Origin of the sequence: Clostridium carboxidivorans P7, from assembly GCF_001038625.1 — a bacterium.
Lineage (GTDB): Bacteria > Bacillota > Clostridia > Clostridiales > Clostridiaceae > Clostridium_AM > Clostridium_AM carboxidivorans.
The window spans coordinates 2,144,371-2,158,219 of sequence record NZ_CP011803.1; the positions used below are offsets into that span (position 1 = coordinate 2,144,371).

Sequence of the window (13,849 nt, forward strand, 5' to 3'; positions counted from 1 at the left end):
ACATGGCAAAAATTTTAGCTGTAGACGATGATAAACGAATTTTAAAATTAATAAAAAATGCTTTAGAAATTAATAATCATGAAGTAGTTACATTGCAAAATGCAGAGGATACTCCTATAGAAAAATTTTGTGAATATGATTTGATTTTGCTGGATGTAATGATGCCGGGAATAGATGGATTTAAACTTTGTGAAAAAATACGTAATTCAGTGGATTCTCCAATTATTTTTTTAACAGCAAAAACAGAAGAATCTGCAATTGTTAAGGGTTTAGCTCTTGGGGGCGATGATTATATATCCAAGCCTTTTGGTGTAATGGAGCTCAATGCCCGTGTTGAAGCATATCTTAGAAGACAAAATCGAGGAAAATCTACCAGAAAATTAATATATGAAAATATTACAATTGATTTTGATAAAAAGGAAATCAGTATTGGAGGTAATGCTGTTAATTTCACTAAAAATGAATACAACATTTGTGAATATTTAGCATTGAATCGTGGAAAGGTTTTTACAAAACAGGCAATTTTCGAATCAATTTATGACCTTGATAGTGATACTCAATTCTCAGTAATCACTGAATATATAAGATTAATTCGTAATAAGTTTAAAAAATTTGATTGCTCTCCTATAGAAACAGTTTGGGGGGTTGGATACATGTGGAAATAAAAAAAACATCTATGCAGGCATATATTATTAAATTCATTTTTAAAATAGCATTTTGTTTTATAGCATCCTTATTAGCCATTTTTCTTATTTTTAATTATATGATAAATTTACACATACTGCTGCCTTCTAACTATTCACAGCAAATGGTAGAAAAGTCTAAAGAAACTATAAAAAATGCTAAAGAAGTAACTTCTGAGTTAATACCAGAAAACTTAAACTATGTTATTTTGGACAAACAAACTTTAAATGTAAAGAACGGCAGTATGAGTGACTCAGAAATAAAAAAAGCTAAGTTAAGCGTTAAGGACCCTCAAATTGGAACTAATGTTTATGAGGTAATTGAACGCTCAAAAGAATACTGTGTAATACACTACCACTTGGCTGTTCAATTTAAAAATCCTATGCTTAGGAAATTGATACCTTATCCTGAAATAGCTCTAATAGCACTTTTTATTATTATTTTATTAATTGCACTGTACATTCTTTCTTTACAGTTTTCAAATAGAATAAAAAATGAATTAAGCAAATTCAGCTATGTTACTGAAAAAATTGAAAAACAAGATCTGGATTTTGAAGTGCAAAATGCATACTTTATAGAGCATCAAAGAGTTATGGATTCCTTGGACAGTTTACGCTATAGCTTAAAAAAATCCTTAACAATTCAATTTGAACAGGAAAAAAACAAAGGAGAACAAATTAGTGCACTAGCTCATGATATTAAGATACCTATTACCGTTATCAAAGGAAATGCAGAACTACTAAATCTTACACAAAAAGATGAAAAAGCATTAGATTTCACAAATGAAATTATGGAAGCAACAGGTGAAATAGAACATTATACCCAGCTTTTAATTGATGCATCTAAAAATGATGAAACCTTTATAATACATAAAGAAAAAAATTGTATAAATGAGTTTTTAAGTATAATTGAAAAAGATACGCTTTCCTCTATTGGAAATAGCAATATTTGTTTTAATTTTAATAACAAGATACCTGATGAATTAATATTCAATATTGATTGTATGTCAATGAAACGTGCATTAATGAATATTATTATAAATGCTATTGAATACACTAAAGATGTATTAACTTTAGATACTTATTTAAAGGATAATTTAGCTTATTTCATAATTACCGATTCTGGAGATGGTTTTTCTCCTGAAGCATTAAAAAAAGCTACAGAATTATTCTACACTGGTAATAAGAGCCGAAGTCAAACAGGCCATTATGGCATTGGATTATCCTTTGCCAATAAAGTAATTAAAGCTCATAATGGTAAGCTTAATATACAAAATGATATAAATACTGGTGGTGGACAGGTTATAATTTCACTACCTATAGAACTTGATTAATTAAATTTCTGCAAAATCACAAAAGAATTCTTCTTTGAAACTTATAAATATTGATATAAATATCAAATATCACATAAAGAAAATTTAAAGCCTTCAGTGTAATTAATACTGAAGGCTTTAAGCTTGATTAATTCATAAAAACTTTATCTTATTACTCTTCCTTTAGATGACAACAAGCTCCAGAAGCGTTATCTTTTTTCTTGGCACCTGCATTTTCTCCTTCTGCCCTAACTTTGATCAATTCACCTACAATACTTACTGCAATTTCTTCAGGTGTTTCAGCACATATACTGGTACCAATTGGTGAATAAACACGCTTAATTTCCTCTTCTGTATATCCTTTACTAAGTAATCCATTATAAATCTTATCTCTTTTGCTTCTACTTCCTATCATACCAATATATCTTGCATTACTTCTAAGTACCTGTTCTAAAACAATCTTATCATAAAGATGTCCCCTGGATACAATTACCAAGTAACTATCCTCATTTATGTGTAAATCAGGTAATTTATTAAAAGAATCAATTACCATAAGTTCTGTAGGTTCTGAAAACCTTTTGCGGTTAGCATACTCTTCACGATCATCTAATACTACAGTTTTAAATCCTACAGTTTCACATAGAGGTGCAATTCTTTGAGATACATGTCCTGCCCCAAAAATATAAACTGTACCTGCTGGTCTTAAAGGTTCTACTAAAAAGCGTTGATTATCTATTACTTCAGCATGAATAGATATTTTTGCTGGACCGGCTATGAGCTTTTCTAAAATATATGGATCACAATCAATGCTGCCAATAAGAGTTTTGTCTGATTTTACTATGCACTGTTGTCTTCTAAGACCATTTTTATTAGAATCAATATCTAAAATTGTAATAAGCCAAGCCTTTTCTCTATTCTCTTGAATTTTTTGTGCAGCTTCATAAACCACTTTGTTATTTTCATCATGAGCATCAATAAAATCTACTAATATTTCACCTTTCCCACCACAAATCATATCCATTGCATCTACATCTTTATTAGTTAAATCAAATGACTGCATTTTTGTTTCTCTAACTTTAAATGCTTCCAGTGCAAGCTTTATGGCATTTGCTTCCAAACGTCCTCCTCCTATAGTACCTACAATTGAGCCATCTTCATGGACTACCATCTTAGCTCCAGCAGTACGTGGTGCTGAACCAGTTTTATCAAAAATAGTTGCAAGTACAAAGCTTTCCTTTTTATTTAAAAGCTCTACCATTTCTTTATACAACTTTTTCATTTACATTTCCTCCACTTAATTAATTATTCCTAATGCTAATATTCTACATATTCCATGTAAATCCTTCATATATTGTGCAAATTTATTACAATTGTTTCAAAATTGCAAAAAATAAAAATATGAATATTTAAAATTAAAAAACCACTTGAATATTAATTCAAAGTGGTTTTCAAATATATTTATATCATTAAATAAGAATTTAATTTTAAACTAGCATAAAATTAATATGTTTCAACCTTTTTAAGATTCGCTGTCATAATAAATATTGCAATTTGATAATGCATCTTTTAATGCTTCTTTATCAGAATCACTCATTTCATTATTATTTAACCAAAGAGTTTTCAAATTATTTAATCCTTTAAGTGGATTTATATTGCTTATTTTACAATTGGACAAATTAAGGGATTTTAAATTATTCAATGTTTGTATAGCACTTATATCTCCAATTTCATTACTGTTTAAATTAAGAGTTTCTAATTTGCTTAATCCTTTTAGCTTACTTATGTCACTAAATTCATTATAACTTAAGTTTAGCGTTTCCAAATTTGTTAAACTACTTAGTACACTTATATCACTGACTTGGTTATTTCCTAAATCAAGAGTTTGCAAACTTGTTAAATTTTCTATTCCACTAATATCTTTTATATTCTTATGTGAAGCATTTAAAGATACAATATTTTTAACATCTGTTATATAAATATCTCCTGTTTCCTTATTTATCTTATCCCTTACTGCTTTTTCTAAATTTTCATCCTTAAAGGTAACTATATCCTTTGAATCAGTAGAATTTGTCATATTGAAATCTTTATCCGTAAGATTATCATAGTACCTTTTTACAGGACTATAATCTGAAATTTGATTTTGAGACAAATAAAGAATCTTTAAATTAGTTAACCATTCCAATTTACTTATATTGGTAATTCTATTATTCTTTAAGTAGAGCTCATTCAAATCACTTAGATACTGTAGTGGAGTTATATCACTAATTCTATTCTCTTCTAAATCAAGCTGCTTTAAATCAGTTAAATTTTGCAGCGGACTTATATCACTTATTTCATTGTCGTTAAGCAAAAGTGTTTGAAGCTTAGTTAAATTTTTTAATTCACTTATATCACTTATCTTGCTTTGAGATAAATCAAGGAACTGTAAATTAGTTAAATTTTCTATTCCACTGATGTCCTGTATATTCTCATGATAAGGCTGTAAAGACACAATTTTTTCAACATCACTTTTATAAATATCTCCTGATGGTTTGTTTATTTCGCTTCTTACTGCTTTCTCTAAATTTATATCCTTAAATGTTACTATATTGTCATCATTAGAATCTATTAAATCAAAATCCTTATTAAGGATTTTGGCATAATATGATCTTGTAGGACTATAATCTAAAATTTCATTTTGCCCCAAATAAAGAAGATTTAAATTAGTTAATCCTCTCAATGCATTTATATTATTAATTCTATTATTTTTTAAAGAAAGCTGCTGCAGATTAATGAGCTTTTGTAATGGAGATATATCTGTTATTTCATTATTGTTTAACAAAAGTGTACGCATATAAGTAAAATATTTCAATTCGTTTATATCACTTATTTCATTGTTATTTAAATTAAGAGAATATAAATTGTTTAATCCTCTTAATTCATTAATATCACTTATTTTATTTTGTGACAAATCTAAATCTCGTAAATAATCTAAATATCGTAATACACTTACATGACTTAATTGATTTTGAGATAAATTAAGAATTTGTAAATTAGCTAAATTTTCTATTCCGCTAATATCATCTATATTACTGCTGGAAGCATCTAAATTTGTAATCTTTTCAACATCACTTTTATAAATATCCCCTGTAGGTTTATTTATGCTATTTCTTATTGCTTTTTCTAAATTCTTGTTTTTAAAAGTAATTACATAACTACTTTTAATATTAAAATGAACTTTATATTCATTTTTTAACGCTTTTCCTGATTTTGAGTTTGCATTAGTTCCAATATTTAATGTATAATTTTCTCCTGGTATATAACCACTTTGAGGTGCTTCTACTAAAAGTGTTTTATTATCCTGACCTTGTTTAATTTCTACATCTGCCTCAGTTCCCTTACTATCAGTTACAGTAATACTCTTTTTAGTCACATCATCAAATCCAACTTCACCAGTAAATTTTAAAGTCCAGGTTTTATTAGAATCTACCGTTTGCCCATCAATAAATTTTGCGGCTTTAACAACATTTGTTACAAATAAGCTTGTACATATAATACCTAATATAATGAATAATCTAAACTTTTTAATCATACATCTTGTCCTCCTACTCTATATATTTATCTATTGTTTCTATAAATTTAAATCCAAAAACACAGTTAAATGATTTCTATTTTATTTAGAAAGAACTTAGCTTATCTTTTATTAACTTAATTTTAAGATGTATAGCTCAAGATTTTTAATACAGATTGTATAATTGTATTATAAACCTTGTTTTTATTACTTTCCATAAATTTCATCCTAATTTTAGTTTTATATTTAAAATTTTCATAAGTAAAAGCTATGAAATTAAGGGTATTATACCTAATTTCATAGCTTTATAAACTTTTCAAGTTCTATTAACTTTTATTTTTACCATTATTACACATTTAAAATGTTTTGTTTTTTATTAACCTAATTTACTCTTCTAGCTGTTACATAATCGTTTCTACTCATTGGTGATATCTTAATCACATCTCCTGTATGAGGTGCGTGTATATAGGCACCATTACCCACATAAATACCCATATGATGAGGGTTGCTTCTGGTACCAAAGAATACTAAATCTCCTGGCTGCAATTGATCTCTAGATACCTCACTACCATCATTTATTTGATCATAGGTTGTTCTTCCTAAAGATACTCCAAAATGTGCATACACATATTGAGTAAAACCAGAACAATCAAATCCAGGATTTGGAGAAGTTCCACCCCAAACATATGGTGTACCTAGGAAATTGGAAGCATATGCAATAATATTATTACTGCTAGCACTAGTCGTAGTTGTTGTTCCTCTAGATAGCCTTGGAGCTGCGCTTCTTATATCTGACACTTGTTCCACTGCAGTACTCACTTGTGCCTGCTCAGCAGCAGCATATAGCTTTTCTTGTTCTTTGGCTTCTTCAAGTAATTTTTTCTGATTAATTTTATCTGAATTAAGTTGATTTAATTTTTTCTCATTATCAGATTTTAAAGCCAACAACCTATTGTTTTCATCAGTTAGCTTGTCCTTCTTTTTAGCAATGTCAGCTTGCTTCACCTTATATTCTGATATAATCCTATTATCAAAATTAATAATCCTTTTAACTGTATCAACTCTTGATAGAAAATCTCCAAAGCTATTGGCTTCTATAAGCATATCAACATATCCATTAGAACCACTTATGTAAATTGCTCTCATTCTTTTATTAAATAAATCTTGTGAATTTTTCATATCATTCTTAGATTTATCAAGTTCAGTAGATACATTCTTTATGTCATTTTGAACTTCTAATATTTCCTTGCTGCTTTTATCTACTTTATTCATAGTTTCTTCTATTTGGTTATCTAATTTTTCAATGTTCATTTCTATACTTTCAACTTGTTGTTTAGAATTACTTCCATTAGTTGAAGAAGGTTCTGCCATTACTGGACTACTAGTTATCAATGTTAATACACCCGCTGCTATAATCTTTTTCAATATCTTATTCAACATATCACTCCTAACTTAAATAAATCCTCATCAACCAAATTCTACTTTATTACTTTTGAAGAATACTGCAACTAGTTTACATCATACACTTTTCTTATGAAGATTTTATGAAGATAATATGTTATTAACTAATTTCTATTTGGATAAACTGTAAAATTAACGTAAAAAATGATACATTAGGTATTATCTCAAAATGACTTATGCAGTGGTTATATTGAAATAATACCCAAAATTCTATTTATAGAATAATAAAGTGCTTTTAATATTTACTATTATTCTTGCATATTCGTTTTACAATTTTTTAATTTTAGTTTTACAAATACCCCTGCATGATCAGAAGGCCATAATCTTGTTTTGGTTCTATCCAATTGGGATTGTCCTATAGCTTCAGCTTTAACTGCACCCCAATATTTCTTATTTTTCAATAAGATAAAGTCAATTCTTTCATTTAAACTGGATTCTGCATTTAGCAAATCACTGTCCTGACAACAAGTAAATCCTTTATTCTTACCTGCTTCAATCCAACTATCCTTAAAGCCTGCAGCAATTAAATTTGCATAGGTTGTTTCATTCTCATTTGCATTAGAATTAAAATCACCTATAAATATAAGTGGAAGTTCTGTTTTTCCTGGTCCATCTAATAATTCATTTGCTTGAGCCGCTTGTACTTCAAGTGAATCTGTGTCAAGATGAGTGTTAACTATTCGAAACACATTCTCTTGGAAACAAACATCAAGAGCAGACCATCCTCGTAAAGTTGTAAATGTTTGTTTAGAAATGTTAATCTGAAAATTATTTTTAAAATTGGCCTCTTGCTTTTTTATAACTTTCATATCATCCCTGTCACGAATTAAAATAACATCCCTATCACTTAAACTTATAGTATTACCAGTGCTACTTGGCAGTGCAGCTTGAGCATTTTGATTTACTGCTGCTACTTCATATTTTAATCCTCTATATCTTAATTCATGGATAAGTATATTTACAAAATCATATGAAACCATATGAGAATCAGGTGAAATAAGTTTCCATATCACTGCCTCTTGTAATCCAATAATATCTGGTTTTTTTAAATCAATTTGATTAGCTATAACTTTAGCACGTTCTGGAAAATTAGTTGCAAGAAACTGGCGAAATACTTGGGTTGCAAGTTCTGGAATTTGCTCAGCTGAGCAGGCAGTAAACACTGGCGTTAATTCTGCACCTAAATAAATATTCCATGTCATAACAGAAAGCTTAACATTTCCTGTTCTTTTCAATCTATCCCCTTCTTTTTTACAATCATAATTTAGTATATGTCCTTATAGTGTTTTTGTGAGTTTTCAATGCTTACTTAAATTTATTACTTATCTCCATATAATTCAAAACTATCTCATTTAAATCCATAATTTACATTTTTATCCACATAATCCACAGCTTTATCCACAACCTTATACTTTATTTTGGAAAAATTATTATTTCTAGTTTACCTTTTAGGCATTTTGAGACATGTCATTTAAATATACTGTATATTTTTAAAATATTTCATAAATTTAACATAGGGAAAAGTAAAATAATCAACTTCTCCCTATGCTTTTCAATTCTTGTTGTTTATACAAAACTTTTTAGTACTTTCCAAACTCTGCATCACTTAAAGATATTCTAGGCTTATTTGTAGATACAGCTGCCTCATTGTAAGCTAAAGAATTATCTCTAAATTGTTTCCTATTTTCATGATTTGATGATACTATTCTGTTATCGGCTAATAAGCTGCCTCCTTTTAATTTAAACTTTCCTACCATACTTTTGAGCATCAATGCTTGACTTGAAAGTTCTTCACTAGCTGCTGCACTTTCTTCTGCAGTTGCTGAATTAGTCTGCACAACACTTGAAACCTGCTCTATGCCTTTGTTTATTTGAGATATTGCTGTTGCCTGTTCATTTGAAGCTGCTGCTATTTCCCCAACTAAAGTTGATGCCTTAGATACTCTCACTACCATTTCATCAAGAGATTTAGCAGTGTTATTGGCAATTTTTGTTCCAGCTTCTACTTTTTTAATAGAACCTTCAATTAAATCCGTAGTTTGCTTAGCTGCACTAGCACTTCTTGCGGCAAGATTTCTCACTTCTTCTGCTACTACTGCAAAACCTTTACCATGTTGTCCTGCCCTTGCTGCTTCAACTGCTGCATTTAAAGCTAATATATTAGTTTGAAATGCAATATCATCAATAACCTTAATTATTTTAGAAATATTAGAAGATGCTTCATTAATTTCTTCCATGGATTTAAGCATATCCTTCATATGAGAATTTCCCAGTACAGCTCCATCTTTAACGCTGTTTGCAAGCTCACTAGCCTGAGTAGCATTAGCTGCATTTTCCTTAGTTTGAGTTGCCACTTCTGTAATAGAGACGCTCAATTCTTCTATGGCACTTGCCTGTTCTGTAGCACCTTGTGAAAGAGCTTGGCTGCCATCTGAAACCTGATTTGAACCTCCAGAAACTTGATCTGCAGCACGATTTATTTCTGTAAATACTTCATTAAAGGATTGGATTATAAGATTTAATGCATCTTTAATTCTGCTAAAATCCCCTTTATATTCATTATTGATTGACAATTGGAGATTTGAATTGGACATTTCTTCTAAAACCCCTGAAATTTCAGTTATATAAGAATATAATGAATCTATAGTATCATTTAATGCATTTTTAATCTTAGCATGTTCTCCTTTATAATCTCCTTTAACACGTACCTTTAAATTACCATTTGACATTTCATTTAATACTTCTGCTGACTCCTTCACAGGTCTTATTACTTCATCTAATGTTTTATTTACTCCTTCAACTATCTTTTTATAATCCCCACTATGCTTATCTGCATCTGCCCTCACATCCAGCTTACCTTCAACTGCTGCATCTACTAACATATTAGTATCACTTACTAATGACTTTATAACCATAATCATTTTTTTAAATGATTGTGCTAAATTTCCAACTTCATCCTTAGAATCTATGTCTATATCAATATTTAAATTGCCTTCCGAAATGTTATCTGCTGATTTAAGTAATTTTTTAATAGGTTTACTTATTATATTTGATATATAATATCCAAGTAATATTGATGCAACTACTGCAACTACTGCTATAATGATAAGTATTAATATGGTTTTATTTGCTGAACTTTGAGCTTTGTTGTTTAATTCTCCTCCAGTAGTTAAATTCTGTTTTATACTCTCATCAATATTAGCTGAAGCTATGGCCCCAATTGGAACTGCAGATTTCTTTAAAAGTTCATATGCTTCTGATTTTTTGTTTTCAATAGCTAATGATGCAACCTTATCCCTAACAGCCTTGTAATCATTTATAGCCTTTTCCAATTTATTATAGTCTTCAAGTTCTGTTTGATTTTGTACAGTTTTTTTAAACTCTGTTAAATTTTTTGATATTGTTACATCATTATTGGATAGTGTATCCTGATAGGTTTTATAATTATTAGGATCAGTTTCTATTATTAAATCCCTTACGGCGGCTCTAGATTGTTGAAATGCTTCAACTATAAATCCCAACTGTCCTTGTGAATTACCATAATTGGTCATGATATGCTGAGAAGTTTTTTGAGTTGATTGAATGCTAAAAATACCAATTACTCCTATGAAACCCGCTAATATTGCAACTGTAATAAATCCTAATATTAGTTTTGAACTAATTTTCATGTTATAGTACCATTTCATAATTTGTCCCCCCTTAAATATTAATTTTTGTTTTTTCGCAATTAATTCACTTTTCTGAAAATTATCTTCGAAATTTTTCCTTTCATTTGAAATTCTTACAAATAGCATACTATAAATATTTTCACATTTCAACGAATTTTGATTAAATTTTATAATTATTCTTCTCTTTTTCTCAAAATAAGTCTATATCCTATAATAAAGTATAAATTTATTATATTTTTTCCGACATAATATTATCAATTAATATATATTCTTTTAATTGTGCTATTATTTCATATATAATTATCATAGTATATCCATAAAATCTATTTCATTTGTAATCTTTTATATAATCAAAAACTAAAAAAAGTCTGTACCTAAAAAGATACAGACTTTTCTACTATTTTAATTTATTTTCGTAAGCTTCAACCATTTTTTTTACCATGTTTCCTCCTGTAGGTCCAGCCATAGCACCAATTTCCTTAGTTTTTAAATCTGCTACATACTTTTTATTTAAATTAACACCTAATTCATTTGCAGTTTCCATTTTTAATTTATCAAGCTTACTTTGTGCCTCTGGAACTAAAGGTTTATTTGACATAAATAACTCCTCCTTTGTACTTTAACTTTATTGACATTTTATTTTATGTAGTTTTATAAAAAATTAATCTAAAATATTTGCTTAAAATTTTAATTTTTTATGTAAAAAACATATTGACTTTGCCATTATGGTAAAGTTTAAAATATAGTTAATCACTTCGAAGGAAATTAAAAATTTAGGAGGTTTCAAATGTATACAATAGGACAATTTTCGAAAATTGGAAAGGTTTCAACAAAAATGCTAAGGCATTATGATAAAATTGGATTGATAAAGCCTAGCTTTGTAAATCCTGAAAATCAATATAGATATTATGAAAGATGCCAAGTTAAAGATATTCTAAAGATAAATAAGCTTAAAATATACAAATTTTCCTTAGAGGAAATAAAACAAATTATTGAAGATAAAAGTAATGAAACTTTAAAAAAATTACTACAAAAACAAGTAGATTATATTACAAATGAAATACATCAAAACAATAATATTTTATTTGAATTGGAAACTTGCGTAAAAAGTTTGAAGAAAGGTGATGATATAATGGCTTCTAAAAGGAGTTTCAAAATTTCAATGGATAATTTAAATGACAAATTAATTTTAAGCTTAAGAGATAGAATTTCAATGGATAATATAGCAAACTTGATTGGGAAGATTTTTGAAAATATATATCAAAATAACCTAAAAGTTTGTGGAAATATAATGACTGTTTATTATGATGAAGATTTTGATGAAAATAATGCAGATATAGAAGTTTGCATACCTGTAGATAGGAAACTTGAAACAAATTTCATAAAAACAAGAGTTTTAAAAGGAGGCTTACATGTCCATACTACCTTTATAGGTGCCTACAGTGAAATTGGAGAAGCCTATGCAGAACTTACTGATTGGATTGAAAAAAATAATTATGAAATAATTGGTGCTCCTTATGATAAATATATTAAGGGTCCAGATTCCAAATGCAGTCCTGATGAATTTATAACTGAAGTATATTTTCCAATTAAACAAAAATAAATAAAAGTTCTCTCTATAAATGGGCTACTACACTAACTAATTGACATACAAGTATTGAAATATCCTTTTTTTATGCAGCAAACCCATCTATTTTATATACATGTTTGTAAAAATTATGGACTTACAGGTTCTTTAGGTTGTGTAGGTTCTTTAGGACCTGTAATTGTAAGTTTGCTGGAACTGCTTTTATTATCCGTACCTGAAGTCTTACTTTCTACTTTATCAGACTTATCTGCATTTTGCTTATTTGTATTTGGTGTACTTGTTTTTGATTCCTCTGTTTTTTGTGTATTCGTTTTTGATGTATTTGTACTTTGTACATCAGTTTTTGAATTATTGCTTTTTGATGTTCCCACGTTCTGTGTTCCTGTATTTGATGTATTTACTTTTGAAGTATCTGATTTCTGATTGTCTGTTTTTGTTGTAGTTGACTTTCCTTCATCTGACTTTTGTGTTTCAGTTTTTGATGTACTCGCCTTTTGCTGAGAAGCATTTTTATTACTAGAACATGCAGAAAAGCAAAATAATAAAGATGCCATAGTTACCAATCCAGTTAAATATTTAATTATTTTTTTCTTCATATGTATTCCCTCTCTTCTAAGCTACATTAATAAATATTCTACAAACTTACATATAATCCTTCATTATTATACAAATAAACAGCAAACTTACTTTACCTAACATTTGCAGTTTAAAAATTATGCAAAAGTTGAGTTACTTTACATTTAATGTTATAATAAATTACACATAGAGAAAATAATGTAAATAATTCTTAAAAATTGGAGGTTTATATATGAATAATTGTGCAGAAATTCTATCTAAAAGTAATTCAATTAATAAAAGAAAAATATCAAATGCTGCTAAAAGCTTAAAAGGGGACTCCTTTGGTAGTATTTTCAATAAAATTGTCACTGATAAAATTGCCGATTCAATAAAACAAAACTCAACAATTACATCAAATTCTTCTGCTCAAGAGCTAGACGAAAATTTTAGTGAAAAATTAGAAGAAGAAATGAATCAAAGAGCTGATGATGATGTAGAAAGATTGGCTAATTTTTTTGGAATTGGAAAACATTTAATGAAGGCTATATTGCAAGGATTACATATTGATCCTAAAGATTTACTTGATCCATCCAAGAAAAAAAAGATAGTGGATACTTTAATAAAAAAATTTGGATTAGACAAAAATAGAGCAGAAGCTCTTGCTAATGTAATAACTGACTTTCAAAAATAATTATCTTAGTACATAAAAACTAAAATAATTGCTGCAAAAATATAGATTGCAACCAGCTTATAAAAATGTAAGCTGGTTTTAATTTACTTCTTAATTTCTTTATATTTTGATCTATTTTTATCTTCCGGATTAATGTATTCAAAATCTCCATTTGAATTTTTTCTTATTCCTAATTTTGCATACTGATTACTCTTTGTCTTACGCTTATTTACCACACTTATCACCTCTATTGATTATTATGTTCAACACACAAAAAATTATTTATCTCATATTGCTAGTCTACAATTCTTATAAAAAGTAAAAGCTAGCAGCTTTAGTTTCCTGCCAGCCTTTTCCA

General features: G+C 28.3%; 12 protein-coding genes. 4 read left to right on the forward strand and 8 right to left on the reverse strand.

All coding sequences use genetic code 11. The annotated features are described in order from the left end of the window. Positions 1 to 2 precede the first annotated feature (2 nt). Positions 3 to 665, forward strand: a complete 663-nt coding sequence (locus tag Ccar_RS09210; protein WP_007060367.1) for a response regulator transcription factor — start codon at positions 3 to 5, stop codon at positions 663 to 665. Beyond that, a complete protein-coding gene (locus Ccar_RS09215; protein WP_007064638.1) occupies positions 656 to 2,017 on the forward strand; it encodes a sensor histidine kinase in 1,362 nt (453 codons plus the stop codon). The genes Ccar_RS09210 and Ccar_RS09215 overlap by 10 nt, the downstream gene beginning before the upstream one ends. A gap of 151 nt (positions 2,018 to 2,168) precedes the next feature. Here the strand turns inward: Ccar_RS09215 and Ccar_RS09220 are convergent, their stop codons facing one another. The 6 genes from Ccar_RS09220 to Ccar_RS09245 all read right to left on the reverse strand — a co-directional run bounded on the left by Ccar_RS09220 (position 2,169) and on the right by Ccar_RS09245 (position 11,273). Then, on the reverse strand, positions 2,169 to 3,275 hold the full coding sequence (locus Ccar_RS09220) for an XdhC family aldehyde oxidoreductase maturation factor (protein WP_007060364.1): 1,107 nt from the start codon (positions 3,273 to 3,275) through the stop codon (positions 2,169 to 2,171). 240 nt (positions 3,276 to 3,515) lie between these two features. Next, a complete protein-coding gene (locus Ccar_RS09225) occupies positions 3,516 to 5,567 on the reverse strand; it encodes a leucine-rich repeat domain-containing protein (protein ID WP_007060363.1) in 2,052 nt (683 codons plus the stop codon). 360 nt (positions 5,568 to 5,927) lie between these two features. Next, entirely contained in the window at positions 5,928 to 6,983 is a 1,056-nt protein-coding gene (locus Ccar_RS09230; protein WP_007060362.1) for a C40 family peptidase, read from the reverse strand. Between the two features lie 272 nt (positions 6,984 to 7,255). After that, positions 7,256 to 8,242, reverse strand: coding sequence for an endonuclease/exonuclease/phosphatase family protein (locus tag Ccar_RS09235; protein ID WP_007060361.1), 987 nt, complete (start codon positions 8,240 to 8,242; stop codon positions 7,256 to 7,258). Between the two features lie 345 nt (positions 8,243 to 8,587). Next, on the reverse strand, positions 8,588 to 10,693 hold the full coding sequence (locus Ccar_RS09240) for a HAMP domain-containing methyl-accepting chemotaxis protein (RefSeq protein WP_007064636.1): 2,106 nt from the start codon (positions 10,691 to 10,693) through the stop codon (positions 8,588 to 8,590). Between the two features lie 379 nt (positions 10,694 to 11,072). Beyond that, positions 11,073 to 11,273: an alpha/beta-type small acid-soluble spore protein gene (locus Ccar_RS09245; RefSeq protein ID WP_007060359.1), complete on the reverse strand. Its 201-nt coding sequence runs from the start codon at positions 11,271 to 11,273 to the stop codon at positions 11,073 to 11,075. A 189-nt stretch (positions 11,274 to 11,462) separates the two neighbouring features. On the opposite strand from Ccar_RS09245, the gene Ccar_RS09250 reads away from it, so the two are divergent. Beyond that, a complete protein-coding gene (locus tag Ccar_RS09250; RefSeq protein ID WP_007060358.1) occupies positions 11,463 to 12,278 on the forward strand; it encodes a MerR family transcriptional regulator in 816 nt (271 codons plus the stop codon). 113 nt (positions 12,279 to 12,391) lie between these two features. Here the strand turns inward: Ccar_RS09250 and Ccar_RS09255 are convergent, their stop codons facing one another. Next, positions 12,392 to 12,859: a hypothetical protein gene (locus Ccar_RS09255; protein WP_007060357.1), complete on the reverse strand. Its 468-nt coding sequence runs from the start codon at positions 12,857 to 12,859 to the stop codon at positions 12,392 to 12,394. A 212-nt stretch (positions 12,860 to 13,071) separates the two neighbouring features. Between Ccar_RS09255 and Ccar_RS09260 the strand changes: the two genes are divergently transcribed. Then, entirely contained in the window at positions 13,072 to 13,512 is a 441-nt protein-coding gene (locus Ccar_RS09260; protein ID WP_007060356.1) for a nucleoside triphosphate pyrophosphohydrolase family protein, read from the forward strand. 83 nt (positions 13,513 to 13,595) lie between these two features. On the opposite strand, the gene Ccar_RS27550 is transcribed toward Ccar_RS09260, so the two are convergent. Beyond that, a complete protein-coding gene (locus tag Ccar_RS27550) occupies positions 13,596 to 13,727 on the reverse strand; it encodes a hypothetical protein (protein ID WP_007060355.1) in 132 nt (43 codons plus the stop codon). Between the last annotated feature and the right edge of the window lie 122 nt (positions 13,728 to 13,849).

Bases quoted from the DNA above. Each gene is read 5' to 3' on its own strand.
- Ccar_RS09210 (WP_007060367.1), top strand. From the start codon at position 3: ATGGCAAAAATTTTAGCTGTAGACGATGATAAACGAATTTTAAAATTA.
- Ccar_RS09220 (WP_007060364.1), bottom strand. From the start codon at position 3,275: ATGAAAAAGTTGTATAAAGAAATGGTAGAGCTTTTAAATAAAAAGGAA.
- Ccar_RS09225 (WP_007060363.1), bottom strand. From the start codon at position 5,567: ATGATTAAAAAGTTTAGATTATTCATTATATTAGGTATTATATGTACA.
- Ccar_RS09240 (WP_007064636.1), bottom strand. From the start codon at position 10,693: ATGAAATGGTACTATAACATGAAAATTAGTTCAAAACTAATATTAGGA.
- Ccar_RS09245 (WP_007060359.1), bottom strand. From the start codon at position 11,273: ATGTCAAATAAACCTTTAGTTCCAGAGGCACAAAGTAAGCTTGATAAA.
- Ccar_RS09250 (WP_007060358.1), top strand. From the start codon at position 11,463: ATGTATACAATAGGACAATTTTCGAAAATTGGAAAGGTTTCAACAAAA.
- Ccar_RS09255 (WP_007060357.1), bottom strand. From the start codon at position 12,859: ATGAAGAAAAAAATAATTAAATATTTAACTGGATTGGTAACTATGGCA.
- Ccar_RS09260 (WP_007060356.1), top strand. From the start codon at position 13,072: ATGAATAATTGTGCAGAAATTCTATCTAAAAGTAATTCAATTAATAAA.